The 24,130-nt window shown below is 68.4% G+C and carries 31 protein-coding genes and 1 pseudogene; 22 read left to right on the forward strand and 10 right to left on the reverse strand.

What is annotated here, in order from left to right; translation table 11 throughout:
- Window positions 1-7: 7 nt before the first annotated feature.
- Window positions 8-421 (forward strand): hypothetical protein, encoded by a 414-nt coding sequence (locus RS883_RS12730; protein WP_315760556.1) that lies wholly within the window; start codon window positions 8-10, stop codon window positions 419-421.
- The gene (locus RS883_RS12735) at window positions 409-1,161 is read left to right on the forward strand and encodes a HesA/MoeB/ThiF family protein (RefSeq protein WP_315760557.1); all 753 of its coding nucleotides are present in this window, start codon (window positions 409-411) and stop codon (window positions 1,159-1,161) included. The genes RS883_RS12730 and RS883_RS12735 overlap by 13 nt, the downstream gene beginning before the upstream one ends.
- Here the strand turns inward: RS883_RS12735 and RS883_RS12740 are convergent.
- The gene (locus tag RS883_RS12740) at window positions 1,158-2,183 is read right to left on the reverse strand and encodes a M48 family metallopeptidase (RefSeq protein WP_315760558.1); all 1,026 of its coding nucleotides are present in this window, start codon (window positions 2,181-2,183) and stop codon (window positions 1,158-1,160) included. The genes RS883_RS12735 and RS883_RS12740 overlap by 4 nt on opposite strands.
- Before the next feature lie 245 nt (window positions 2,184-2,428).
- Between RS883_RS12740 and RS883_RS12745 the strand changes: the two genes are divergently transcribed.
- From RS883_RS12745 to RS883_RS12785, 9 genes are all read left to right on the forward strand, one after another.
- Window positions 2,429-2,674 carry a hypothetical protein gene (locus RS883_RS12745; RefSeq protein WP_315760559.1) on the forward strand — a complete coding sequence of 82 codons (246 nt, stop codon included), beginning with the start codon at window positions 2,429-2,431 and terminating at the stop codon, window positions 2,672-2,674.
- A 113-nt stretch (window positions 2,675-2,787) separates the two neighbouring features.
- Window positions 2,788-3,105: a hypothetical protein gene (locus RS883_RS12750; protein ID WP_315760560.1), complete on the forward strand. Its 318-nt coding sequence runs from the start codon at window positions 2,788-2,790 to the stop codon at window positions 3,103-3,105.
- Window positions 3,106-3,144: 39 nt separating this feature from the next.
- Window positions 3,145-3,867, forward strand: a complete 723-nt coding sequence (locus RS883_RS12755; RefSeq protein WP_315760561.1) for a hypothetical protein — start codon at window positions 3,145-3,147, stop codon at window positions 3,865-3,867.
- Between the two features lie 35 nt (window positions 3,868-3,902).
- The gene (locus RS883_RS12760; RefSeq protein WP_315760562.1) at window positions 3,903-4,277 is read left to right on the forward strand and encodes a CrcB family protein; all 375 of its coding nucleotides are present in this window, start codon (window positions 3,903-3,905) and stop codon (window positions 4,275-4,277) included.
- Entirely contained in the window at window positions 4,274-5,368 is a 1,095-nt protein-coding gene (locus tag RS883_RS12765) for an RluA family pseudouridine synthase (protein ID WP_409977349.1), read from the forward strand. Before RS883_RS12760 ends, RS883_RS12765 begins: the two co-directional genes overlap by 4 nt.
- A complete protein-coding gene (locus tag RS883_RS12770) occupies window positions 5,365-6,030 on the forward strand; it encodes an HAD-IA family hydrolase (protein WP_315760563.1) in 666 nt (221 codons plus the stop codon). Before RS883_RS12765 ends, RS883_RS12770 begins: the two co-directional genes overlap by 4 nt.
- A gap of 6 nt (window positions 6,031-6,036) precedes the next feature.
- Window positions 6,037-6,276, forward strand: coding sequence for a hypothetical protein (locus RS883_RS12775; protein WP_315760564.1), 240 nt, complete (start codon window positions 6,037-6,039; stop codon window positions 6,274-6,276).
- Entirely contained in the window at window positions 6,273-6,965 is a 693-nt protein-coding gene (locus RS883_RS12780; RefSeq protein WP_315760565.1) for an ATP12 family chaperone protein, read from the forward strand. Before RS883_RS12775 ends, RS883_RS12780 begins: the two co-directional genes overlap by 4 nt.
- 215 nt (window positions 6,966-7,180) lie before the next feature.
- Window positions 7,181-7,858: an HPP family protein gene (locus tag RS883_RS12785; protein ID WP_315765131.1), complete on the forward strand. Its 678-nt coding sequence runs from the start codon at window positions 7,181-7,183 to the stop codon at window positions 7,856-7,858.
- Here the strand turns inward: RS883_RS12785 and gmk are convergent.
- From gmk to fumC, 4 genes are all read right to left on the reverse strand, one after another.
- A complete protein-coding gene (gene gmk, locus RS883_RS12790) occupies window positions 7,848-8,501 on the reverse strand; it encodes a guanylate kinase (protein ID WP_315760566.1) in 654 nt (217 codons plus the stop codon). The two genes, RS883_RS12785 and gmk, sit on opposite strands and share 11 nt — an antisense overlap.
- Window positions 8,502-8,575: 74 nt before the next feature.
- On the reverse strand, window positions 8,576-8,773 hold the full coding sequence (locus RS883_RS12795; protein ID WP_315760567.1) for a hypothetical protein: 198 nt from the start codon (window positions 8,771-8,773) through the stop codon (window positions 8,576-8,578).
- A complete protein-coding gene (locus RS883_RS12800) occupies window positions 8,770-8,985 on the reverse strand; it encodes a hypothetical protein (RefSeq protein WP_315760568.1) in 216 nt (71 codons plus the stop codon). The genes RS883_RS12795 and RS883_RS12800 overlap by 4 nt, the downstream gene beginning before the upstream one ends.
- 59 nt (window positions 8,986-9,044) lie before the next feature.
- A complete protein-coding gene (fumC, locus tag RS883_RS12805) occupies window positions 9,045-10,436 on the reverse strand; it encodes a class II fumarate hydratase (protein WP_315760569.1) in 1,392 nt (463 codons plus the stop codon).
- A gap of 196 nt (window positions 10,437-10,632) precedes the next feature.
- On the opposite strand from fumC, the gene RS883_RS12810 reads away from it, so the two are divergent.
- Together RS883_RS12810 and RS883_RS12815 are read left to right on the forward strand one after the other, a co-directional pair.
- Window positions 10,633-10,776: a hypothetical protein gene (locus RS883_RS12810; protein ID WP_315760570.1), complete on the forward strand. Its 144-nt coding sequence runs from the start codon at window positions 10,633-10,635 to the stop codon at window positions 10,774-10,776.
- A 45-nt stretch (window positions 10,777-10,821) separates the two neighbouring features.
- A complete protein-coding gene (locus RS883_RS12815) occupies window positions 10,822-11,145 on the forward strand; it encodes a hypothetical protein (protein WP_315760571.1) in 324 nt (107 codons plus the stop codon).
- Between the two features lie 52 nt (window positions 11,146-11,197).
- Here the strand turns inward: RS883_RS12815 and RS883_RS12820 are convergent, their stop codons facing one another.
- Window positions 11,198-11,683: an SspB family protein gene (locus tag RS883_RS12820; protein WP_315760572.1), complete on the reverse strand. Its 486-nt coding sequence runs from the start codon at window positions 11,681-11,683 to the stop codon at window positions 11,198-11,200.
- 84 nt (window positions 11,684-11,767) lie between these two features.
- On the opposite strand from RS883_RS12820, the gene hisB reads away from it, so the two are divergent.
- From hisB to RS883_RS12865, 9 genes and pseudogenes are all read left to right on the forward strand, one after another.
- A complete protein-coding gene (hisB, locus tag RS883_RS12825; protein ID WP_315760573.1) occupies window positions 11,768-12,355 on the forward strand; it encodes an imidazoleglycerol-phosphate dehydratase HisB in 588 nt (195 codons plus the stop codon).
- On the forward strand, window positions 12,355-12,657 hold the full coding sequence (locus RS883_RS12830; RefSeq protein WP_315760574.1) for a hypothetical protein: 303 nt from the start codon (window positions 12,355-12,357) through the stop codon (window positions 12,655-12,657). Before hisB ends, RS883_RS12830 begins: the two co-directional genes overlap by 1 nt.
- Window positions 12,658-12,772: 115 nt before the next feature.
- Window positions 12,773-13,375, forward strand: coding sequence for an imidazole glycerol phosphate synthase subunit HisH (gene hisH, locus RS883_RS12835; RefSeq protein WP_315760575.1), 603 nt, complete (start codon window positions 12,773-12,775; stop codon window positions 13,373-13,375).
- The gene (hisA, locus tag RS883_RS12840; RefSeq protein WP_315760576.1) at window positions 13,363-14,097 is read left to right on the forward strand and encodes a 1-(5-phosphoribosyl)-5-[(5-phosphoribosylamino)methylideneamino]imidazole-4-carboxamide isomerase; all 735 of its coding nucleotides are present in this window, start codon (window positions 13,363-13,365) and stop codon (window positions 14,095-14,097) included. The genes hisH and hisA overlap by 13 nt, the downstream gene beginning before the upstream one ends.
- A complete protein-coding gene (gene hisF / locus RS883_RS12845; RefSeq protein WP_315760577.1) occupies window positions 14,094-14,861 on the forward strand; it encodes an imidazole glycerol phosphate synthase subunit HisF in 768 nt (255 codons plus the stop codon). The genes hisA and hisF overlap by 4 nt, the downstream gene beginning before the upstream one ends.
- Before the next feature lie 109 nt (window positions 14,862-14,970).
- Window positions 14,971-15,180 carry a PEP-CTERM sorting domain-containing protein gene (locus tag RS883_RS12850; protein WP_315760578.1) on the forward strand — a complete coding sequence of 70 codons (210 nt, stop codon included), beginning with the start codon at window positions 14,971-14,973 and terminating at the stop codon, window positions 15,178-15,180.
- 79 nt (window positions 15,181-15,259) lie between these two features.
- Window positions 15,260-15,586, forward strand: a pseudogene (locus RS883_RS12855) (phosphoribosyl-ATP diphosphatase); the annotation flags it as partial.
- Between the two features lie 138 nt (window positions 15,587-15,724).
- Window positions 15,725-16,096, forward strand: coding sequence for a histidine triad nucleotide-binding protein (locus RS883_RS12860; RefSeq protein ID WP_315765133.1), 372 nt, complete (start codon window positions 15,725-15,727; stop codon window positions 16,094-16,096).
- A 158-nt stretch (window positions 16,097-16,254) separates the two neighbouring features.
- On the forward strand, window positions 16,255-17,799 hold the full coding sequence (locus tag RS883_RS12865) for an amino acid permease (protein WP_315760579.1): 1,545 nt from the start codon (window positions 16,255-16,257) through the stop codon (window positions 17,797-17,799).
- A gap of 71 nt (window positions 17,800-17,870) precedes the next feature.
- On the opposite strand, the gene RS883_RS12870 is transcribed toward RS883_RS12865, so the two are convergent.
- The 4 genes from RS883_RS12870 to cysD all read right to left on the reverse strand — a co-directional run bounded on the left by RS883_RS12870 (window position 17,871) and on the right by cysD (window position 24,120).
- Complete coding sequence (locus RS883_RS12870) at window positions 17,871-20,225, reverse strand: TonB-dependent receptor (protein WP_315760580.1); 2,355 nt, start codon at window positions 20,223-20,225, stop codon at window positions 17,871-17,873.
- A 218-nt stretch (window positions 20,226-20,443) separates the two neighbouring features.
- On the reverse strand, window positions 20,444-21,178 hold the full coding sequence (locus tag RS883_RS12875; protein WP_315760581.1) for a 3'(2'),5'-bisphosphate nucleotidase CysQ: 735 nt from the start codon (window positions 21,176-21,178) through the stop codon (window positions 20,444-20,446).
- On the reverse strand, window positions 21,178-23,079 hold the full coding sequence (cysN, locus tag RS883_RS12880; RefSeq protein ID WP_315760582.1) for a sulfate adenylyltransferase subunit CysN: 1,902 nt from the start codon (window positions 23,077-23,079) through the stop codon (window positions 21,178-21,180). The genes RS883_RS12875 and cysN overlap by 1 nt, the downstream gene beginning before the upstream one ends.
- Window positions 23,080-23,202: 123 nt before the next feature.
- Complete coding sequence (gene cysD / locus RS883_RS12885) at window positions 23,203-24,120, reverse strand: sulfate adenylyltransferase subunit CysD (RefSeq protein ID WP_315760583.1); 918 nt, start codon at window positions 24,118-24,120, stop codon at window positions 23,203-23,205.
- Between the last annotated feature and the right edge of the window lie 10 nt (window positions 24,121-24,130).

Here is a 24,130-nt window from a genome sequence, read left to right on the forward strand (position 1 = left end):
GCCGGCGATGCCGCTCCTGGCAGTCGCCGGCGCGGCGCTGGCCCAGGTGATCCCGCCGCCCGTCCCGCTGCCGTCCGGGTCGGGTCAGGTGATCGCGTGGGACTCGCTGCCCCCCGTCCCGTACCGCGAGCCGCCGGTGATCCTGCCGGAGATGATGGCCTTCGTCGCGGGCGAGGTGACCGCCGGCCGCTGTCGCCTGAGCGGTGCGACCGCGCGGACGGGCGACGTCACCGTCGACGTGGCAATGCTCGTGACGCCGGAGACGGGCCCCCGCCTGACCATTCCTCGCGCGATCGACTGCCCGACGGTCGAGCAATATGCCGCGGGCCTCGTTCTCGGCTTCGCGCGCGGCAATTTGCCGGCGCGCGCGATGGTGCCGCAATGGTATCGCGCGACGCTCCGCTTCAAATGGCCGGCCTGACCGACGCCCAGCTCGACCGCTATGCCCGCCACATCGTGCTGCACGAGATCGGCGGCGGCGGTCAGGCGCGGCTCCTGTCCGCGCACGTCGTCGTGATCGGCGCCGGCGGGATCGGGTCGCCCGCGATCCAGTATCTTGCAGCGGCCGGTGTCGGCCGGCTGACGATCGTCGACGACGACCATGTCGAGCTTTCGAACCTTCAGCGCCAGACGCTGTTCGATCCCGCCGATCTCGGCGCGCCAAAGGCGGAGCGCGCCGCCGCCACGGCGATGCGCCTCAACCCCGATGTCGTCGCCGAGGCCCGCACGACTCGGATCGATTTGGCCAACGCCGCCGCGCTGATCACTGGCGCCGACGTCGTGCTCGACGGTTGCGACAATTTTGCCACCCGTCTCGCGGTCGCCTCCGCGGCGCTAGACACACGCATCCCGCTGGTGTCCGCGGCGGTGACGCAGTTCGACGGCCAGCTCGCGATCTATCGCGGGTGGGAGCCGGACAAGCCCTGCTACGCCTGTGTCGTCGGCGACGATCCCGAGCGGCCGGGCGTCACCTGTGCCGAGGTCGGCGTGCTCGGCGCGATGGCGGGTGTCGTCGGCAGCATGGCCGCGCTGGAGGCGATTCGCGCGATCGTCCCGTTCGGCGATGACATGGCCGGGCGGTTGCTCGTCGCCGACGCGCTGTCGATGCGCTTTCGCACGCTGGCGGTGCCCAAGGATCCCGGCTGCCGCGTCTGCGGTTAACGCGCGCGAACCAGGATCGAACGCCAGTCGCCGTCGATCGGCTTGTTGCGCGCGGCAAGGATCGCCGGCGAGCCGCTCGCGCTCGCCCGCGGCGCCTCGGTCGCCATCGTCGCCACCCGATCGCGCCAGCCCGGATGCGTCGCCGACCGCAATCCCCCGGCATAGCGCGGCCCGATCCGCTTCCAAACCTGTGCCGCAAGCGCCGGATCGTACCCCGCCCGCGCCAGCAGATGGACGGCGAGGATGTCGGCCTCGACCTCGCTCTGCCGGAACAGCGACGCGTTGCGCCCGAAGTTCGACAGCAGCCCGCGCCGCACCCCCGCCTCGTCCAGCCGACGGCGATGCTCCAGCACATTGTGCGACAGCTCGTGCGCGACGAGCACCGCGACCGCATCGTCGTCGAGTTCGGTCAGAAAACGCGAGCTGATCTGGACGAGCACGCCGTCGGCGCTCGCCTGATTGTCGTCGGCGTCGCGCTGCTCGAATCGGGCTCGGCATGCCGGCCGCGCCTTGAGCGTCGTCGTCCGGTTCGCAGAGTCTCGGCGGAGCGTCAGCGTGACCGGCGCGCCGGGCGGACGCATCGCCACGGCGCGATCGAACGCCGCCAGCCGGGCGGTGGCAGCCGTGTCGGACGAAAGCGTCGGCAGCTCCGCAATCGCTTCCCCCTCCAGCGCGATCAGCGAATCGTCGCGGCGCACGCTGGCCGCGCCTGTGCCGCCCGGCACGATCCCGGCCACGCCAAGTGGACCGTCAAATCGGAAATGCGTGATCGCTGCCGCCCTCGCAGGCCCGAGATATTGATCGGGGCCATGCAGCGCGAGGCCGAGCGCCGGCTGCTGGCGTCGGCACCAGGGCGCCGCCGCCACGGCCAGCCGCTCGCCGATCGTCTGGAGTCGGGTGTCGGCCGTGCGCAGCGCCTCGAAAGTCGGCGCGTAATCCTCGGCGCCGACGGCAGCCATCGGCCCCAGCAGCAGCGCAGCCATGAGGACGATCGTCTTTTGTGCGCGCCGATTGAATCTCATCCGCATGGGCTCTTCCTTATCGCGGCTGAATAACGATCGATACTTCTTCGAAATGCCCGTACCGGACAGACAGGAACCTCAACGCGTCAGGCGGTTTATAAGCGCCGTCTTCCCGATGCTTGGCGGGTTGTCGTATCGGATGTGATACGCTAAGGCGATGCTGCATCACGGCATGAACGCTATTTCGGCGGACTATGCGCGTGGGCAGCCGACGTACGCGACGTTGATTAAAGGGAGTGTTTCAAATGCGTTTGGCCAAGATCCTTGCTACTGCGGCCATGGTCTCGATGACCGCCGCGCCGGCGCTTGCCGCGAACGGGGCTGCGAAGCTTTCGGTTGCGCAGGCGAAGACCGTCCGCGCTTCGACGAAGTCGGACGACGCCAACAAGGCGATCGGCGCGGGCGCCATCGTCGGTGTCGTCGCTGCTGCGGCGATTATCGGCGGCATCATCATCGCCACCGACGGCGACGACGATTCGGACAGCAACTAAGCTCGTCCGGCGCAAGCCAAAAACAGAAGCGGCGGTCCTCACGGGCCGCCGTTTTTGTTTGAGCGCTCGCGTTGGTCGGTTAATGCAATGGTCGATATTGCCGGGCGATTGAAATGGCCGCGCTGATCGTGATTATTGCGGGAACGGACCAAGATCGAACCGCCACGGCTTTTTCATTGGCTGGATCGAATGCTGCCCTCGGCAGCTTTACGCAATTGCACCTCGATGCCGGGGCAACGCCAATGCTGGCGGTTCCAGCGGTGCTTGACGCCTTGATCGAGCTGCGAACGCTGGGCGTAGTCGTTTCGATCTGCCCGACCGGCCTCGCCGATCTGTACGCTGTAGCCTCGCCCCTCCCTGACGCCGAAAGCATCGGGCTCGTCACCCTCCTTGCCGAACTGCCCGACGACGCGCGGCTCGTCGTCGTCTGACCAACGCGATCTTAACCGTTGCGCCGGTATGGAGCGATCATGCGCATGCTCCTGCCCGGGTTTTGTCTTTTGCTCGCCGCGTGCGGGGGTAACCAGCCGACCAACGAGGCGGACCTCGCCGCGCTCGATGCGGAGCTGACGGAGGGTCAGTCGGCGAACGGTGCCGATCCGCAGGTGATGGCCGCGTTGCAGGACCAGATCATGGTCGACCCGCAGCTCGCGGCCAAGAGCAACGCCGACGCCGTTCGCCCTGCCCCGCAACCCTATGCCGCACCGGTGCCGCACCCCGGCATCGCCGCCGGCAGCGCCGCGCGGGACGAGCCGCTGATGAAGGCGCCCGCGCCAAAGCCGTTCGCCGACGCCACCGCGCGTCAGGCGATCACGCTCGGCGCGCTCGCCCGCGCGAAGGGCGGCAAGTCGGCCGCCGCCTGTACGCAGCGGCTCGCCTATTCCGCCGCGTGGGCCGACCGACTGCCCGCCGAGCTGCCGCTCCACCCCGATGCCCGGGTCAGCGAGGCGGCGGGGGTCGAGGGCGATGGCTGCTCGATGCGCGTCGTCAGCTTCTATGTCGGTAAGCCTGCCGCGGGGCTGATCGACTGGTACTATACCCGCGCCGTCAGGGCCGGCTTCTCGGCCGAGCATCAGGCGGACGGCGCGACGCACATGATCGGCGGCACGCGCCGCGACGGGCTTGCGACCGTGATCTTCCTCACCGATCGCGGCGACGGCGGCACCGACATCGACCTGATCGTCGGGCGCTGAGTTCCCAAGCGGGCGCGCCCGCGCTAACGGGGCACATGGCATATCTATTGGTGATGCTGGGCGGCGCGGCCGGCTCGGCGGCGCGGCTGGCGGTGGGGCACGCGGCAACTCTGGTGTTCGGACCCGGCTGGCCCTGGGGCACGCTGATCGTGAACCTCGTCGGCGGATTGTCGATGGGCCTGCTCGCGGGCGGCCTGGCACAGATGGGCGATGACGGGGAGCCGTGGCGGCTGCTGGTCGGCGTCGGCGTCCTGGGCGGCTTCACGACCTTTTCGGCATTCACGCTCGAGCTCGTGAACATGGTCCAGCGCGGCGACTGGGTCCTCGGCCTCGGCTACATGCTCGCCTCGGTGCTCGGCGCGTCGATCGCGCTGGTCGCGGGGCTCGCCGCCGCGAGGGCGCTGGCATGAGCGACGATAAGGGCCAGGTCCGCCAGTTCACCGTCGATGCCGAGGATGACGGCATCCGCCTCGACCGCTGGTTCAAGCGGCATCTGCCGGAGGCGAGCTTCAACCTCGTCTCGCGCTGGGCGCGAACGGGGCAGCTTCGCGTCGATGGCGCGCGCGCCGATCCGGGCGATCGCCTCGCGACCGGCCAGGCGATCCGCGTCCCCCCGGCCGAGCCGGTCGCGGCGACGACGCGCCCGGTGCGCGAGCGGCGCCCGCTGACCGCCGAACAGATCGCGTCGGCCGAGGCGATGGTGATCCATCGCGACGCCCAGGCGCTGGTGCTCAACAAGCCACCCGGCCTCGCGACACAGGGCGGGACGAAGACGCACGACCATGTCGACGGCCTGCTCGACGCGCTGTCGTTCGAGCGCGACGATCGGCCCAAGCTGGTCCACCGCCTCGACAAGGACACGTCCGGTGCGCTGCTGGTGGCGCGCAGCGCACGCGCGGCGGCGTTCTTCTCCAAGCGCTTCTCGGGCCGGTCGGCCAAGAAGATCTATTGGGCGCTGGTCGTCGGTGTGCCGGAGATTGCCGACGGCCTGGTCGACCTGCCGATCGCCAAGCAGCCGGGTACCGGCGGCGAGAAGATGCATGTCGACGAGGAGAACGGCCAGCCCGCGGTCAGCCGCTATCGCGTGATCGAGCGCGCGGGCAACCGCGCCGCTTGGGTCGAGCTCCAGCCGCAGACCGGCCGCACGCACCAGCTTCGCGTCCACATGGCGGCAATCGGGCACCCCATCGTTGGCGACGGCAAATATGGCGGGCAGGAAAGCTTTCTGACCGGCGGGGTCAGCCGCAAGATGCACCTCCATGCGCGCCGCATCCGCATTGACCATCCCGATGGGGGCAAGCTGGAGGTGACGGCCGAGCTGCCGTCGCACTTCGCCGATTCGATGGCGATGCTCGGCTTCGACCTGGCGCTGGGCGACGTCCGCGTCGACGACAGCCCGCCGCCCGCCACGCGGGAGGTCAAGAAGGCCAAGGCACGCGCCCATGCCAAGCAGGTGCGCAAGGAACGTCGCGGCGAACGGCGCGGTCGGGGGCGCGGTTGACCCGGCGCCTCGCGGTCTTCGACTGCGACGGCACGCTGGTCGACAGCCAGGCGAACATCTGCCTGGCGATGGAGCGCTGCTTCGCCGGCCACGGCATCCCCGCGCCCGCCCGCGCCGACATCCGCCGCATCGTTGGACTGAGCCTGGTCGAGGCGATCGCCGCGCTGCTCCCCGATGCGGAGCCCGCGCAGCACCGTGACATGGCCGAGGATTATAAGCGCGCGTTCCAGGCGCTGCGCGGCAATGGCGGCCTGCTGAACGAGCCGCTATTCGACGGCATTGCCGAGGCGATCGACGCGTTCGAGGCGGCGGGCTGGCGGCTGGGTGTCGCGACGGGCAAGTCCGATCGCGGGCTGTCGCTGGTGCTCGCGCATCACGGCCTCTCCCGCCGCTTCGTCACGCTCCAGACCGCCGATCGCCACCCGTCCAAGCCGCACCCCGCCATGCTCCACGCGGCGATGGCGGAGGTTGGCGCGACGCCGGAAACGACGGTGATGATCGGCGATACGAGCTTCGACATGGCGATGGGGCTGGCCGCCGGAACGCGGCCGATCGGCGTCGCCTGGGGCTATCATGCGGCCGACGAATTGCGCGACGCGGGCGCGCTCGCCGTCGCCGACCACGCCAGCGAACTGGTACGGCTGGCACAGGGCACCTATTAGAAGATCATGGCCAAACCCCCTTCCGCAAAGCCGCCGCGCGATCCGGCGATGGGCCGCTATTATCTGATGACGCTGGCGCGGATCGTGCCGGTGGGCGGTGCGCTCCTCGGCCTTGTCATCATGGGTCGATCGAACCAGTTGCCGCAGCAGATTCTGGGCTTCGCGATCGTGCTCGCCGCCTTGTGGGTGATGGCGGTGGTGCCGCGCGCACTCGCCCGCCGCTGGCGGACGCCGCCCGCGCCATGAAGCGCTTCTGGAGCGAAGTCGCGATCGAGGCGGCCGATGGCGGGCATCAGGTCATGCTCGACGCCAGGCCCATCCGCACGCCCGGCCGCACGCCGCTGATCCTGCCGAGCCGCACACTCGCCGACGCGATCGCCGGGGAGTGGCGGGCGGTCGAGGGCGAAATCGACCCGCGCGCGATGCCGCTCACCGGCCTCGCCAACGCCGCAATCGATCGCGTGGCGCCCGATCCCGCGACCTTTGCCACGGGCATCGCACACTATGGCGAGAGCGACCTCACCTGCTACCGCGCCGAAGCCCCGCAGGCGCTGGTCGAGCGTCAGGCGGCCGCCTGGGACCCGCTGCTCGACTGGGCGCGCGGTCGCTACGACGTGCATTTCGAGGTGACGGCGGGCGTGATGCACGTCGCGCAGCCGCCCGCCACGCTGGCGCGGCTTACCCACGCGGTCGCGGCGCGCGATCCGTTCGAACTCGCACCGCTGTCGATCGTGACGTCGATCACCGGATCGCTGGTGATGGCGCTGGCGCTCGCGGAACGGGCGTTCGATGCCGAGGCGATCTGGACGGCAAGCCAGGTCGATGAGGCATGGCAGGTCGAGCAATGGGGCGAAGACGAACTCGCCACCCAGGCCGAGGCGGGGCGCAAGGCCGAGTTCGATGGCGCGGTGCGGTTCCTGGAAGCGCTGGCCTGACCTGAATTTGGCCCTGACTCCAGATCGACGAGGGCATGAAATCTAGGCCGTTCGTGCTGAGCCTGTCGAAGCACGTGTCCCAGGCACGCCCTTCGACAAGCTCAAGGCGAACGGAGAAGGGTCTAATTCGAACTTTCTGGTGGAACCCCCGTTTCGCCGCACCCAAACAATCCTGAATTGCTCGCCCGCGCCTTCTCCGCGAAAGCCGCCTGATGATCCGTCTGTTCCGCCCCCTGCTCGCCGGTGCCACGCTGACCGAGCGGCTGATCGCCTGTGCGGGCGCGGCGATCGGGATCGCACTGACCATCGTGGTCTGCACGCAGCTGCCGCTTGGCGCCGCGGACCTGCCCGTGATCGTCGCGCCGCTCGGCGCCTCGGCAGTGCTGGTCTTTGCGGTGCCGGCCAGCCCGCTGGCTCAGCCCTGGCCGGTGGTGGGCGGCAACGTTATCTCGACGCTAGTGGGCGTCGCGATGTGGCGGCTGGTGCCCGATCCGGTGCTCGCCGCCGGGCTGGCGGTGGGCGGCGCGATCCTCGTCATGTCGCTGCTGCGCTGCCTGCATCCACCGGGCGGGGCGGCGGCGCTGACCGCGGTGATCGGCGGTCCGGCGATCCACGCCGCGGGCTATGGCTTCGCCTTTGCGCCGGTGGCGATCAATTCGATAGCGTTGGTCTCGATCGCGATGTTCGTCCACCGCGCGACCGCCCGCTCCTATCCGCACGTCCCCGCCGCCGCGTCGGCGATGCGCCCGGCACCGCCCGCGCCAGCGATCGAGGCGAGCGACATCGACGCCGCGCTTACGGACATGCACGAAAGCTTCGACATCGCGCGCGAGGATCTCGACCATCTGATCGCGCGCGCACAGGCGCACGCGGCGACGCGCGTCAGTTCTTGAGCATCGAGCGGATGAAGCCGATCAGCCCGGTCTGGCGCGACCGCTTGAGCCGCTCGGCCTTCAGGATCGTGCGCACGCACTCATAGCAATGCTCGACATCGTCGTTGACGAGCACATAGTCATAACCGTCCCAGTGGCTGACCTCGGCCGCGGCGCGTCCCATCCGGGCGTCGATCACGGCCTCGCTGTCGGTCGCGCGCGCGATCAGGCGGCGGTGCAGTTCCTCCATCGAGGGCGGCAGGATGAAGACGCGGACGACGTCGCCGCCGGCGATCTGGAACAGCTGCTGTGCGCCCTGCCAGTCGATGTCGAACAGCACGTCACGGCCGGAGGCGAGGATGTCCTCCACCTGCTCGCGCGGCGTGCCGTAGCGATGGTCGAAGACATGCGCCCATTCGAGGAACTCGTGGTTCGCGACCATGGCGCGAAACCGCTCGAGATCGACGAAGTGATAATCGCGCCCGTCGACTTCGCCTGGCCGCATCGGCCGCGTCGTCGCCGACACCGACATCTGCAGGTCGGCGTCCTCGGCCAGCAGCTTGCGCGCGATCGTCGACTTGCCCGCCCCGGAGGGCGAGGAAAGGACGAACAAAACCCCGCGGCGCTTCATGCCATGGGGATCGGAGTCGGTCGAATGCACCATGGTCGCCTTTGGCGGGCAGAGGCGAGCAAGGTCAAGTACCCCTGCCCGCCCCTCGCCTGTCAGACGACGCTCCGTCAGACGACGCGGCGACCCTTGCGCCGGTCGTACATCTTCTTACCGACATAGGCGGCGCCGAGTGCGGTGCCGAGCGGGCCCATGCGGCGTAGGACGCTACCCGCGGCATAGCCGACCGCCGCACCCTTCATGCCGCCGCGGCCATCCCGGCGATCGATCTCGCGCCCGACCAGCGCACCGATGATTTGCTTGATCATGCCTGTTGCTCCTTGCCCGTGATCGTGTCGAACGCCTGACCCAGTCCGCGCAGCACCGCCCAGCCGACGGCGTAGGTCAGCACGACGGGTACCGCGACCTTCAGGACGTTGGCGGTGATCGCGCCGATTACCGCGCCGTCGCCGACGCCGTCGTCACCGCTCATCCCGTCGATCGCCGCTCCGACGATCGCGCCGATAGTCGTCGCACCCATGGGAAACCCTCTTCGCGTTACGTGAGCGTTCTGAACGGCAGCGGCGCGGCGCGGTTCCGTCAGCGACCGACCATCGTCTCCGGCCGTACCACCCGGTCGAACGTCGCCTCGTCGACCAGGCCAAGCGCCAGTCCGGCTTCCTTGAGCGTCAGCCCTTCGACATGAGCATGCTTGGCGATCTTGGCGGCATTGTCATAGCCGATCTCGGGCGCCAGCGCGGTGACGAGCATCAACGATCGCTCGACCAGTTCGGCGATCCGCCGCTCGTTCGCCTCCAGTCCGTCGACGCAGCGCTCGGCGAAGCCCTCCATCCCGGTCGCGAGCAGGTCGATCGAGCGGAGCACGTTGGCACCGATCAGCGGCTTGAACACGTTGAGCTCCAGATGGCCCTGAAGCCCGCCAATCGTGATCGCCGCATGGTTGCCCATCACCTGCGCCGCGACCATCGTCAGCATCTCGCACTGCGTCGGATTGACCTTGCCGGGCATGATCGAACTGCCGGGCTCGTTGGCGGGCAGGTCGATCTCGCCCAGGCCGGAGCGCGGGCCGGAGCCCAGCAGGCGAATGTCGTTGGCGATCTTGGTCAGCGCGACCGCCAGCGTGTTGAGCGTGCCGGACAGGTGGACGAGCGGATCGTTCGATGCCAGCGCCTCGAACGCGTTCTCAGCCGGCGCAAAGGCGATGCCGGTCAACGCGCGCATCTCCGCACAGAAATCGCGCGCGAAGCCTTGCGGTGCGTTGAGGCCGGTGCCGACCGCGGTGCCGCCCTGCGCCAGCCGGTTGGTGCCATGCTCGATCGCCGGCTCGATCCGTCGCCCTGCCCGATAGAGCTGGTTGGCATAGCCCGAAAACTCCTGCCCCAGCGTCAGCGGCGTCGCGTCCTGAAGATGCGTGCGGCCGATCTTGACGATGTCATCCCACGCCGCCGCCTTCGCCTCGATCGCGCTGCGAAGGCGATCGAGCGCGGGGAACAGCCGCTGGTGCGCCGCCAGGCTCGCGGCGATGTGGAGCGCGGTCGGGAAGCTGTCGTTGGACGACTGGCCGCGGTTCACGTCGTCATTGGGGTGGACGGGCGACTTGCCGCCGCGCGCTCCCGTCAGCGCCTCATTGGCGCGGCCGGCAATCACCTCGTTGACGTTCATGTTGGTCTGGGTGCCGCTTCCCGTCTGCCAGATGACGAGCGGAAACTGGTCGTCCAGTGCGCCCCCCGCGACTTCGGCGGCTGCCGTCTCGATCGCGTCGGCCTTTTCCGCCGCCAGCCCGTGCCGCCGGTTCACCCGCGCCGCCGCCTGCTTCACCAGCGCGAGCGCGTGGACGATGCCGATCGGCATCCGCTCCATCGATCCGAAGGGGAAGTTCTCAATCGAACGCTGCGTTTGCGCCCCCCAATAGGCGGTAGCGGGCACCTCGATCGCACCGATCGAGTCGGTTTCGGTTCGTGTCTCGGTCATCGTCGCTCCTAAAGTCTGGGGCAAGGCACAATTGCGCCCAAAATGAACCGGATATGATTGTTGCTTCGCACCAACCGGCAAAGCGTTTGAAACGCAGGCCGATTTGCGCGAAAACGGACCGTTCGCGCTTGTGCGCCGCGTCGTGTCATGGTGAGGATGAACCGTTCATCCGATTTTCCGAACTTGGAGCCCGTGCTTGTTCGACACCACTCGTGAAGTCGTCGCCTATGGCCTGATCGCCGCGATCGTCGCGGTTGCCGTGCCATGGTTGGTGGTAACGCTGAACCAACGTCGCCGCGAAAAGCTGCGTCGACGCGGGATCAAGCGCTACGGCCACTAACCGCTAGCGCTTTGCCCGGCCCGCCAAACGGTGCATGGGCGCGCGATGGACATCCCGGGCATCTATCACGACTGGATCATCTGGATCGGCGACGGCACCGGTCTGCCCGACGCGATCCTCCACATTCATGCGGGTATGGCGATCCTGCTGATCGTCCGACTGGTGTCGAAGCGCTCGCTCGGCACCTTCATCCCGTTCTGGGCCGTGGTCGCAGCGGAGTTCGGCAACGAGCTGCTCGACTATCTCCACTACGGCCTGCGCGTCCACGACACGCTGACCGACATTGGCAACACCTTGTTCTGGCCGCTCGTCATCAGCCTCGGCGTACGCGTGCGGCCAATGGCACATCGCGACCGTCCACAGGACTGACCGTCACCCCCGCTCCGTCATCGCACTCTGGCGGCGAACCTCCGCCCCGTCTCTATTTCTTCCGCTTGAAGTCCACCGACACGACGTTCGATCCGTCGTCGACCGGCGCCGCGCGCGCCGCGTCGCCGTCGTTCTCGGCCGGCTCGTGCTCGGCGTCCTCGACGACGTCGGAGGCCTGGAAGCGGAGCTCGAAATTGACCGCGGGGTCGTGAAAGCCGGTGATCGCCGAGAAGGGAATGTCGAGGATCGACGGCACCTGGTTGAAGCTCAGGCCCACCGAAAAGCGGCTGTCGGTGACCTTGAGGTCCCAATAGCGGTGCTGGAGGACGATCGTCATTTCGTCCGGGAACCGGTCGATCAGCCGCTGCGGAATATCGACGCCGGGTGCCTGCGTTTTGAAGGTGATATAGAAATGGTGGGTGCCGGGCAGGCCCCCGGTCGACGCGACGGTGCCGAGCACGCGGCCCACCACGGCGCGCAGCGCCTCCTGCACGATTTCGTCGTACGGAATCAGGCTGTCGGGGATGGTGCCGGTCATGCCCCCTAGCTAGCGCCCCTGCCCCCGTGGTCAAGCGCGCGCGTGTGATTGCATGGCCGCGCGGAGCCGTTATGGGGAGCGGCCATGCGCACCGCCACAGTCACCCGCAACACCAGCGAGACGCGGATCGAGGCCGAGATCAATCTCGACGGCACCGGCCGGTACGAGGTCGAGACCGGCATCGGCTTCTTCGATCACATGCTTGAGCAGCTGTCGCGCCACTCGCTGATCGACATCCGCCTGAAATGTCAGGGCGATCTCCACATCGACCAGCATCACACCGTCGAGGATTCGGCGCTGGCGCTGGGCGAGGCGGTGGCCAAGGCGCTGGGCGACAAGCGCGGCATCCGCCGCTATGCCGACGCGCTGTCGCCGATGGACGAGACGCTGACGCGCGTGGCGCTGGACATCTCCGGGCGCCCCTGGCTCGTCTGGAAGACACAGTTCACGCAGACCCGGCTGGGCGAGATGGACACCGAGCTGTTCCAGCACTGGTTCCACAGCTTTGCGCAGACCGCCGGCCTGACGCTCCACGTCGAGACGCTGTACGGCGAGAACAACCACCACATCGCCGAGGCGGCATTCAAGGGCCTCGCCCGGGCGCTTCGCGAGGCGGTCGAGATCGACCCGCGCAAGGCCGACGCCATCCCCTCGACCAAGGGCGTGCTCTGATGATCCGACCCGCCACCCCGATGACGCTGGTGCTGCTCACCTATGTCGACATGGACGCGATCGAGCGGCTGCGTCCCGCGCATGTCGAGTGGATCCGCGAGGCGATCGACGCGGGCGTGATGATCCTGGCGGGGCGGCGCGACGATGCGACGGGCGGCGTCCTCCTGTTCCGCGGCCTGCCCGAGCATGTCGAGCCGGTCGCCAAGAGCGATCCGTTCGTGACCGGCGGCGGCGCGACGTTGGAACTGGTCGGCTTCCCGGCCAACCTGGCGGCGGATGCCCTGGCGGACGTGTTGGGGTGAGAGGCCGCCTCTTCCCCCCTTCCGCTTGCGAAAGGGGTCGGGGGTGGGCCTTCTCTGATGCCGCCGCCCCTGACCTTCCCACCCCCTGCCCCTCCCGCAAGCGGGAGGGGGGACGATGACCCTCGCCCTCATCGATTATGGCGCGGGCAATCTCCATTCCGTCCATAACGCGCTGAAGGCCGCCGGCGCGACCGATATCGCGATCACCGCCGATCCCGACGTCGTCGCCGCGGCCGACCGCATTGTCCTTCCCGGCGTCGGCGCCTTTGCCGCGTGCCGCGATGGCCTTCTCGCGCTCGACGGGATGGTCGAGGCGATGGCCGCGCGGGCGCTCAACGGCGGCGTGCCGTTCCTCGGCATCTGCGTCGGCATGCAGTTGATGGCGACGACCGGCGAGGAAATGGGCGTCCATGCCGGCCTCGGCTGGATCGAGGGGAGCGTCGCGCGGATCCCCGACGCGCCCGGCATCCGCGTGCCGCACATGGGCTGGAACGACGTCGTCCCTGCCCGCCCCCATCCGCTGATCGAGCCAGGCGAGGCCTATTTTCTTCACAGCTATGCGTTCAGCGGTGGCGACGTGCTCGCGACCACCGATCATGGCGGCCAGGTCACCGCGGCGATCGGGCGCGACAATTTTATCGGTATCCAGTTCCACCCCGAAAAGAGCCAGCGATACGGCATCGCGCTGCTCGAAAGGTTCCTCGAATGGCGGCCCTGACGATCTTCCCCGCGATCGACCTCAAGCAGGGGCAGGTCGTGCGGCTGGCCGAGGGCGATATGGACCGCGCCACCGTTTATGGCGACGATCCCGCGGCGCAGGCGCGGCTGTTCGCCGAGGCGGGCGCCGATCACCTCCACGTCGTCGATCTTGATGGCGCGTTCGCGGGCGCGTCGGTCAATGGCGAGGCGGTGCGGGCCGCGGTCGCCGCCTTTCCCGGCCGGGTTCAGGTGGGTGGCGGCATTCGCGACATCGCGGCGGTCGAGGGATGGCTGGCGCTCGGCGTCGCGCGCGTCGTCATCGGCACGGCGGCGCTCAACGATCCCGACTTCGTCAAGGCGGCGGCGCGCGCGCACCCCGGCGCGATCGTCGTCGCAGTCGATGCGCGCGGCGGCATGGTGGCGACGCATGGTTGGGCCGACGTTTCCGACGTCACGGTCGAGGATCTCGCGCGCCGGTTCGAGGATGCGGGCGTCGCCGCGCTTCTCTTCACCGACGTCGGCCGTGACGGGCTGCTCAAGGGCTGTAATGTCGAGGCGACGGTCGCGCTTGCCCGCGCGGTGTCGATCCCGGTCATCGCCTCGGGCGGGGTCGCGGGGATCGAGGACATCCACGCGCTCAAGCCGCATGTCGGCGATGGCGTCACCGGCGTCATCACCGGGCGCGCATTGTATGACGGTCGCCTCGATCTGGCCGAAGCGATCCGGGTCGCCGCCGCATGAGCGTGCGCGCGCGCGTCATTCCCTGCCTCGACGTCGCGGAAGGGCGCGTGGTGAAGGGCGTCAACTTCGTCGATTTGATCGATGCGGGCGATCCGGTCGAACAGGCGCGCGCATACGATGCGGCGGGCGCGGACGAGCTCTGCTTCCTGGACATCACCGCCAGCCATGAGGCGCGCGGCACGATCCTCGACGTCGTGCGGCGCACCGCCGAGGTGTGCTTCATGCCGCTGACCGTCGGCGGCGGGGTGCGGTCGGCGCAGGACGCGCGTGCGCTGCTGCTGGCGGGCGCCGACAAGGTGGCGGTCAATTCGGCGGCGGTCGCACGGCCCGAAGTGGTCGCCGACATCGCCGAGCGCTTCGGCAGCCAGTGCGTCGTCGCGTCGGTCGATGCGCGGCGGGTCGAGGATCGCTGGGAGGTGTTCACCCACGGCGGCCGCCGCGCGACCGGCATCGACGCGGTCGAGCATGCGCTGCGGCTGGTCCAGCTCGGTGCGGGCGAACTGCTCGTCACGTCAATGGACCGCGACGGGACCAAGAGCGGCTACGACCTCGACCTCATCCGCACGATCGCCGACCAGGTGCCGGTGCCCGTCGTGGCGAGCGGCGGCGTCGGGGGGCTGGACGATCTGGTCGCGGGCGTGCGCGACGGTCATGCCAGCGCCGTGCTCGCCGCCTCGATCTTCCACTTTGGCGAGGCGAGCATCGCCGACGCGCACCGCGCGCTGGCCGAGGCAGGCATCGCCGTCCGTTCGCCTGTCGGCTGAGCTTACAATCGCGAACAGGCCGTTGCGCTAAGTTCCTGCGATTGCGGCGATCGCCCATCCGGCATGACGATTGCTTAACGGCATCTTCGTCAACTCTGGGGGATTGTCCATGAAGCTCCGTCATCTCGCCATCGCCGCCGCGATGGGCCTCTCGTCTGCCGCCGCCATCGCTTACGACAAGCCGCCGACGGCGCCGCCGTCGTCCTCGTCGGGCGGCAGCGGCGGCAGCCAGCCGACGCCCGTGCCGGCGCCCGCCGCGCTCGGCCTGTTCGGCCTGGGCGTCGCCGGTCTCGCCATCGCGCGTCGTCGTCGCCGCTGACCGCTTCGCCCGCGCCGCCGGCCTCGTCCGGCGGCGCGGGCGTTGACAACCGACCCCGCGCGCGCCCAGCGAGGGCGCCATGACCGACACCGACACGCTCGACGCGCTCGAAGCCGTCATCCGCAGCCGCCGCGGCGGCGATGCCAAGGCGAGCTACGTCGCCGCCCTGTTCGAGAAGGGCCGTCCCAAGATCGCGCAGAAGGTCGGCGAGGAAGCGGTCGAGGCCGCGATCGCCGCGGTTCAGGGCGACCGCAACGCGCTGAAGGGCGAGGCGGCCGACCTCATCTTCCACCTCATTGTCCTGCTCGTCGATGCGGGCCTTCGCCTGGACGACGTCCGTGCCGAGCTCGCGCGGCGCGAGGGGCTTTCGGGCCTCGCCGAAAGGCCGCACGCACTGCGCCCCCGCCCGAGCCGGTACCCGCTCCGCCCCCCGCCGCCGCCGCCGGTCGCCGACACCAAGCCCGCCGGTCCCGCACCGCTGAAGCCCGACGAGGCGAACCCGGCCGCCCGCGCCCGCTGCCCCCCGCCACCGGAGCCTTCTGACATGCCGATCGACGCGACACAGCCCTATGACGACGGCAACATCTTCGCCCGGATCCTGCGCGGCGAGATCCCGGCGAACCGCGTGTACGAGGACGAGCACGCCCTTGCGTTCCACGACATCGCCCCCCAGGCGCCGGTGCATGTCCTCGTCATTCCCAAGGGGCCCTATGTCAGCTGGGACGATTTCAGCGCGCGGGCGAGCGATGCGGAGATCGCCGGCTTCATCCGCGCCATCGGCCATGTCGCGCGCGAGCACGTGGGGCGGGGCTATCGCCTGCTCGCCAACACCGGCGGCGATGCCGGACAGGAAGTGCCGCACCTACACATGCACGTCTTCGCGGGCGGGCCGCTCGGGCCAATGATCGCGCGTTAGGCAGCGAACAACGAGTTCACGCCGCGCGGCAAACGACCGCCGCGCCCGTACCCCAACGGACAAGCGCACTTTTGGCGGTTGCAAGCGGAACTTTTGCCATTAGGCTCGCGCCTTTCAGATCGCGGCCGGGAACAGGCCGCACCCTAGGGGACCCCTGTATGCTATTCGGGCGCGTGAAGCCTCTCGACGCCATTCTGGCGACCGCCGAAAAGAAATCACTGACACGGTCGCTCGGCGCCTTCCAATTGACGATGCTGGGCGTCGGCGCGGTCATCGGCACCGGCATCTTCGTGCTGACGGCGGAAGCGGCGCAGAAGGCCGGGCCGGGCATGATGATCTCCTTCGTCATCGCTGGCCTGGTCTGCGCGGTCGCCGCGCTCTGCTACGCCGAGATGGCGGCGATGGTCCCCGTTTCGGGCTCCGCCTATACCTATAGCTATGCGGTGATGGGCGAGCTGATCGCCTGGATGGTCGGCTGGGCGCTGATCCTCGAATATGCGGTCGCCGCGGGCGCCGTGTCGGTCGGATGGTCCGGCTACATGATCGGCTATATCGAACACAGTTTCGGGATCGACATCCCGAACACGCTGGTGCTCGGGCCGCTCGACGGCGGCGTCATCAACCTGCCGGCGATGGTGATCGCGGGGCTGGTCACCTGGCTCCTGGTGATCGGAACCAAGGAGTCGGCGACGATCAACGCCATCCTGGTCGGCATCAAGGTCATCGCGCTGACCCTGTTCATCATCCTCGCCATTCCGGTCATGCGGATGGAACAGTTCGAGCCCTTCTCGCCGCTAGGCTTCGGCGGCATTTCGGCCGCCGCCGCATCGATCTTCTTCGCCTATGTCGGATTCGACGCGGTCTCGACCGCGGCGGAGGAAACCAAGAATCCGCAGCGCAACATGCCGATCGGCCTGATCGGCAGCCTGGGCTTCTGCACCATCTTTTACATCCTCGTCTCCGCAGGCGTCATCGGCGCGCCGGGCATCAGCGCGCAGCCGGTGATGAGCGCGCTCGGCGGCATCCTCGAGCCCGGCAGCCCGGGCCTCGCCCAAGAGTGCGCCGCGCGCGCGGCGGAGGGCGCGAAGGACGTGGTCTGTTCGAAGGAAGCGCTGGCGTTCGTGCTGCGCGAGATCGGCTGGCCGCAGATCGGCAACCTGATCGGCCTGGCGGCGATCCTCGCCCTCCCCTCGGTCATCCTGATGATGATGTTCGGCCAGACCCGCATCTTCTTTACGATGAGCCGCGACGGCCTGCTGCCGGCGATGTTCAGCCGCATCCACCCCAAGTTCCACACGCCGCACGTCATCACCATCATCACCGGCATCGCGGTGTCGCTGTTCGCGGCGTTCTTCCCTGTCGGCGCGCTCGCCAACATCTCGAACTCGGGCACGCTGTTCGCCTTTGCGGCGGTGTCGTTCGCGGTGCTGGTGCTCCGCCGCACCGATCCGTCGCGCAAGCGGCCGTTCCGCACCCCAGCGGTGATGATCGTCGCGCCGCTGTCGATCCTCGGCTGCATCTATCTGTTCTGGAGCCTGGATGGGCACAGCAAGCTGTTGTTCGCGGTGTGGGCGGTGATCGGCATCGTCGTGTACTTCGCGTACAGCCGCTCGCGCAGCCATGTCGGTCGCGGCATCATCGACGTGCCGGAGGTCGACAACGACCTCCAGCCGCCGCCGCCGGGCGCCTACACGCCGCGCTGATCGTCCTTCGCGGGCAAGGAAAGGGCCCCCGCCGCAAACCCGCGGCGGGGGCCTTTCCTTTGGTCAGCCGATCAGAAGCGGGCGGTGATCTGCCCGCCATAGAAGCGCGGTTCCGCGGGAATGAAGGTCGGCGTGCCGAAGCTGCCGCCCGTATTGCCCGCGTCGAGCAGATAGTCCTTGTTCGTCGCGTTGCGGATGAACCCGGCCAGCTCGAACCGCTCGTCGGCGAAGCTCACCCCCGCGCGCGCATTGACCAACGTCACCGGCCCCTGCGACAGTGCGATGTTGTTCGGCACTTCGAAGAAGATGCGGCTGCGATAGGTGACGCTGGGCGTCGCGAACAGGCGCATGCCCCCGCCCAGCGGCGCGTCGATCGTGAAGCCGCCCGCGGCCTGCCACTCGGGCTGGAGCCGGAAGCGCGCGCCCGAGAATTGCGGGGCAAAGCTGTTATCCTCGTCGATGCCGCCATCGATATAGCCGACATTGCCGAACAGGCTGAACCAGCGGGTCGGCCGCACCGTCAGCTCGGCCTCGACGCCCAAATTGCTGGCGGTGCCCGCGCTCTGCGTGCGCGCGACGCCGTCGGCGCCGAGCACGCTCACCTGGAAACCGTCATACTTCTGGTAATAGACGCCGACCGAGCCCGAGGCGATGCCGACCGAACCCTTGAGCCCCGCCTCGTAGTTCCAGACATTCTCCTCGTTGACGAGCTGGAGGCGCGGGCTGACGAGGAAGCTGCCGGGGGCCACCGTCGTCCGCTGTGCGTCGAGCTGGACCACCGGCGAGCGGCGACCCTTAGACACCGTGCCGAACACGTTGATGGCGTCGGATAGGCGCAGCAGCGCATTGAAGCGCGGCAGCACCGCGGCGAAGCTCTTCTGCCGCCAGAAGGTCAGGCCCGCGGTGTCGATCTGGCCCGGGACCAGCGAAAAGGCGGTCGGGTTGAGCACCGGCCGCGGCACGCGCGTCGTGTACCCCGACTTGCGCTGCTCGATCAGCACGCGCGCACCCGCGGTCAGCTCGAGCTGCGGCACCGGGATCCAGGTGGTGTCGGCGAACATCGAGTACGCATCGTTCTGGCCGATGTTCTTGAACTCGGAGCTGTACGGGATCTGCGTGACACGGCCGCCGGTCGCGAGCGCCGTCACCCGCGCGGCCTCGACAACGCCGGCCGCATTGATGCAGCCGAGCGTCGGGACCGGACGGCCCTGCCCCAGCAGGGTCGCGGCGCACTGAAGGAACGTCCCCTCCTCGCTCGAGAAGGGCACGCGCTGGAAATTGTCCTCGACGAACACGTTCCAGCCGAACTGCGCGCGCCATTGGGGGTCGCTGTAGCTGAAGCGACCCTCGTGGCTCGCCTGCCAGCCGCGCGCATCCTCGGCGAACTCCAGGAACCAGGCGGCCGAGCCGTCGGCGTCGAACACCTCGTTGCTGTCGAACTTGCGATAGCCGTTTACGGTGGTGAAGTTCCAGCCGTCGGCAAAGTCCCACGACGCGGTCAGGTTGGCGTCATAGACGTCGCGCGTCAGGCCAAGCTGGTCGTCGCCCAGCACCTCGGCCGATAGCGGCGAGCCGCCGAGATTGGCCGCGCCGAACGGATTGCCCGGCCCCGCTTCGGTCGGCAGTCGACGCGAGATGAAGGGCGTGCCGCCGTTCCGCTGCCGGTCATAGGTGCCGATCAGGTCGATCGTGAGATCCTCGGTCGGCGTGAAGCGCAGCGAGGCGCGGACGCCCAGCTGATCCTGCGCGTAGAGCTCCTTTTCCTGGCGCGGCGACAGGTTCTCGACATAGCCGCCGCGGCGCTTCCATTCGAACGCGACTCGGCCCGCGACCTTATCGCTGCCGGCGTTGATGAAGCCGGAGACGAGCGCCTGGTCGAAATTACCGTAGCCGCCGGTGATCGCGCCGGAGAACCCTTCGCGCGGGCGCGTCGAAGTCAGGCTGATCGCGCCGATCGCGCTGGCGGTGCCGAACAGCGTCGCCTGCGGCCCCTTGATGACCTCGACCCGTTCGAGGTCGTAGATCGCCTGATAGCTGCCGCGCGAGCGCGAGATGTCGATGCCGTTGTAATAGAGCGTGACGCGCGGCCCCTGCTGCGCCGACCCCGAATCAGAGGTGATGCCGCGGATGACGATGCCGGGATTGTTGGCGCTCTGCTCCTGGATGTTGAGGCCGGGGATGTAGTTGGATAGCTCGTCCAGGTCGCCGACGCCGAGTTCGCGGATGCGCTCGCCGGAGACGGCCGAGATCGTGATCGGCACGTCCACCGCGCGCTGCTCGATCTTCTGCGCGGTGACGAGGATGTCGTTCGAGGCGTCGGCGCGGCTGTCCGGCGCGGCATCCGCATCCTGAACCGACGACTGGGCGAGCGCCGAGCTCGCGACCGAGGCGAGCAGCATCGCGGCTGCCGAAAGGCGCAATTTCATTGGAGACCCCCTGGTTGAACTGTTGTCGGGGGCGCGTTGCGCGCGCGGCATGAAGCCCGCGCTGCATTATAATGACGTGGGCGTGACGGGTTGGCGGAGGCGTGACTCGGGACTGTCACATCCCCCTTCGCGGTTCGCGCTGAGCCTGTCGAAGCACGTGTTCCAAAGCGCTTCGCCTGCGGCACGTCCTTCGACAAGCTCAGGACGAACGAATCTTGTTAGGCGGCGGTCTCGTCCAACGCCGCCCTCACCGCCCCCACCAACTCGGGCCGCACGATCTTCAGGTCGGGCAGGTACACATCGGCATTGTTGTACGTCAGCGGCGAACCATCCAGGCGCGAGCAGTGCAGCCCATGCGCCAGCGCCACCGCGACCGGCGCCATCGAATCCCACTCATATTGGCCGCCCGAGTGAAGGTAGAGGTCCGCCTCACCCGTCACCACCGCCATCGCCTTGGCGCCGGCCGAGCCCATCGGCACGAGCTCGGCGCCGATCGCCTCCGCCACGCGCAGCGCCTCGGCCGGCGGGCGGCTGCGGCTGACGACCATGCGCGGCGGTCGGCCGAGGGGGCCGAGCGGCTGCGGCCTGTCGGACCGCAGCACTCTCCCTGCCCCGGGAAGTGCCACCGCTCCGACGCTCGGCACGCCGTCGATCGACAGGCCGACATGCACCGCCCAGTCGGCGCGCGCCTCACCGTATTCGCGAGTGCCGTCGACGGGGTCGATGATCCAGACGCGCGACTTGGCGAGCCGGGTGCCGTCGCACTTCATCTCTTCGGATAGCAGCCCGTCGTCGGGGCGCGCCGCACGGACCGCGTGCACGAGGAACTCGTTGGCGGTACGGTCGCCCGCCGCGCCCAGCGCCGCGCCCGCGAACACGCCCGATGCCCGGACCTCGAGCAGCAGCCGCCCGGCGACGTCCGCCAGATGCGCGGCGAGTTCGCCGTCGGTCATCATGGGATCAGTTTCGCGACGATCAGGTCGGCGGCCTCCTCCGGAGAAAGCACGGTCGTATCGATGCGGATCTCGGGCGCGTCGGGCGCCTCATAGGGGCTGTCGATGCCGGTGAAGTTCTTCAGCGCCCCCGATCGCGCCTTGGCATAGAGGCCCTTCACGTCGCGCGCCTCCGCCTCGGCAAGCGGCGTGTCGATGTGGACCTCGACGAACTCGCCCGGCGCCATCATCGCGCGCACCATGTCGCGCTCGGCGCTGAAGGGCGAGATGAAGGCGGTGATGACGATCAACCCGGCATCGGTCATCAGCTTCGCCACCTCGCCGACGCGGCGAATATTCTCCACGCGATCGGCGTCGGTGAAGCCAAGATCCTTGTTGAGCCCGTGCCGCACATTGTCGCCATCGAGGAGGAAGGTGTGGCGGTTCATCCGCGCCAGCTTCTTCTCGACGAGGTTGGCGATCGTCGACTTGCCCGCGCCGGACAGGCCGGTGAACCACAGCACCGCCGGCTGCTGGTTCTTGAGCGCCACGCGGCTCTCGCGCGTCACCTCGGTCGCCTGCCAATGGACGTTCTGCGAGCGGCGGAGCGCGAAGTTGAGCATCCCCGCGGCAACGGTCGCGTTGGTCAGCTTGTCGATCAGGATGAAGCCGCCCAGCGTCTTCGAGTCCGCATAGGGCTCGAACACGATGCGGCGGTCGGTCGACACCGTCGCGACGCCGATCGCGTTAAGTTCCAGCGTCTTGGCAGCAAGGTGCTCCAAGGTATTGACGTTGACCTGGAATTTCGGCGCCTGCACCGTCGCGCTAACGGTCTGCGTGCCGAGCTTCAGCCAATAGGCGCGGCCGGGCAGCAGTTCCTCGTCGGCCATCCAGACGATCGTCGCCTCGAACTGGTCGGCGGTTTCCGGCGGCGCCTCGGCGGCGGCGATGACGTCGCCGCGCGAACAGTCGATCTCGTCGGCAAGCGTCAGCGTCACCGACTGGCCAGCGACCGCGACGTCGAGATCGCCGTCCAGCGTCACGATCCGCGCGATGGTCGACGTGCGACCCGAGGGCAGCACGCGAACCTTGTCGCCCGGCCGCACGGTGCCGCCGGCGATCAGCCCGGCAAAGCCGCGAAAGTCGAGGTCGGGGCGATTGACCCACTGCACCGGCATGCGGAACGGCCGCGCGGCATCGCGCTCACCGTCGATCTCGACGGTTTCCAGATGCTCGATCAGGCTGGGGCCGGTGTACCAGGGCGTGTTGTCGCTGGCGCCCGCGACATTGTCGCCTCTAAAGCCCGAAATCGGTATCGCGGTGAACGCGTCGATGCCGATCTGAGCGGCAAATGCGCCGTAATCCGCGACGATCGCGTCAAAGGTTGCCTGGTCATAACCGACCAGGTCCATCTTGTTCACCGCCAGCACGACATGGCGTATACCGACGAGCTGCGCTAGAAAACTGTGCCGCCGCGTCTGCGTCAGCACGCCCTTGCGCGCGTCGATCAGGATGACGGCGAGGTCGGCGGTCGACGCGCCCGTCACCATGTTGCGCGTGTATTGCTCATGTCCCGGCGTATCGGCGACGATGAACTTGCGCCGCTCGGTCGAGAAGAAGCGATAGGCGACGTCGATGGTAATGCCCTGCTCGCGCTCGGCAGCAAGCCCGTCGACGAGGAGCGCGAAGTCGATCTCCGTCCCCTGCGTGCCGACCCGTTTCGAATCCGCTTCGAGCGCGGCGAGCTGATCCTCGAAGATCGTGCGAGAATCGTAAAGCAAGCGCCCGATCAGCGTGGATTTTCCATCATCGACGCTGCCACAGGTGATGAAGCGCAGCAGCGACTTCGACTGGTGCTGGGCGAGATACGCCTCGATATCCTCGGCGATCAGCGCGTCGGGGGTGTAGATGTGAGATGTCATGAGGTTATCCCGTCACCCCAGCGAAGGCTGGGGTCGGTGGCCGTTCTGGTCGCGTTTGCGGCACGAGACCCCGGCCTGCGCCGGGGTTGACGCTTCGGAAACGCTTTGCATTTCCGTGGCGCATCAAAAATACCCCTCCTGCTTCTTCTTCTCCATGCCCGCGCCGCCGGCATCCTTGTCGATCGCGCGGCCCTGCCGCTCGCTGGTGGTGGTGAGCAGCGTCTCGCGGATCACGTCGGTAATGCTCGCCGCCTCGCTTTCCACCGCGCCGGTCAGCGGGTAGCAGCCGAGCGTGCGAAAGCGGATCGAGCGATCCACGGGCACCTCGCCATCGCGGAGCGGGAAGCGATCGTCGTCGACCATCAGCAGCATGCCGTCACGCTCGACGGTCGGGCGCGGCGCCGCATAATAGAGCGGCACGATCGGCACGTCGTTGAGCTGGATATACTGCCACACGTCGAGCTCGGTCCAGTTCGAGATCGGGAAGACGCGAATGCTCTCCCCCTTGGACTTCATCGCGTTATAGAGGTTCCACAGCTCAGGCCGTTGATTTTTCGGGTCCCAGCGGTGGTTGGCCGAGCGGAAGCTGAACACGCGCTCCTTGGCGCGGCTCTTCTCCTCGTCACGGCGCGCGCCGCCGAAGGCGACGTCGAAGCCGTATTTGTCGAGCGCCTGCTTCAACCCCTCGGTCTTCCAGAGGTCGGTGTGGATCGCGCCATGATCGAACGGATTGATCCCTCGCGCCTCCGCGTCCGGATTGCGGTGGACGATCAGCTCCATCCCGCTCTCGCGCGCCATGCGATCGCGAAGCTCGTACATCGCCCGGAATTTCCAGGTTGTGTCGACATGGAGCAGCGGGAACGGCGGCGGCGCGGGGTAAAAGGCCTTGCGCGCCAGATGCAGCATCACCGCCGAATCCTTGCCGACGGAATAGAGCATCACCGGCCGCTCGGCCTCGGCGGCCACTTCGCGAAGGATGTGGATGCTCTCGGCTTCGAGCCGCTGGAGATGGGTCAGGCTGTGGGGTTCGCGCGGCGACATGCCCGCGAGA

The sequence above is a fragment of the Sphingomonas sp. Y38-1Y genome, from assembly GCF_032391395.1.
Classification (GTDB): Bacteria; Pseudomonadota; Alphaproteobacteria; order Sphingomonadales; family Sphingomonadaceae; genus Sphingomonas.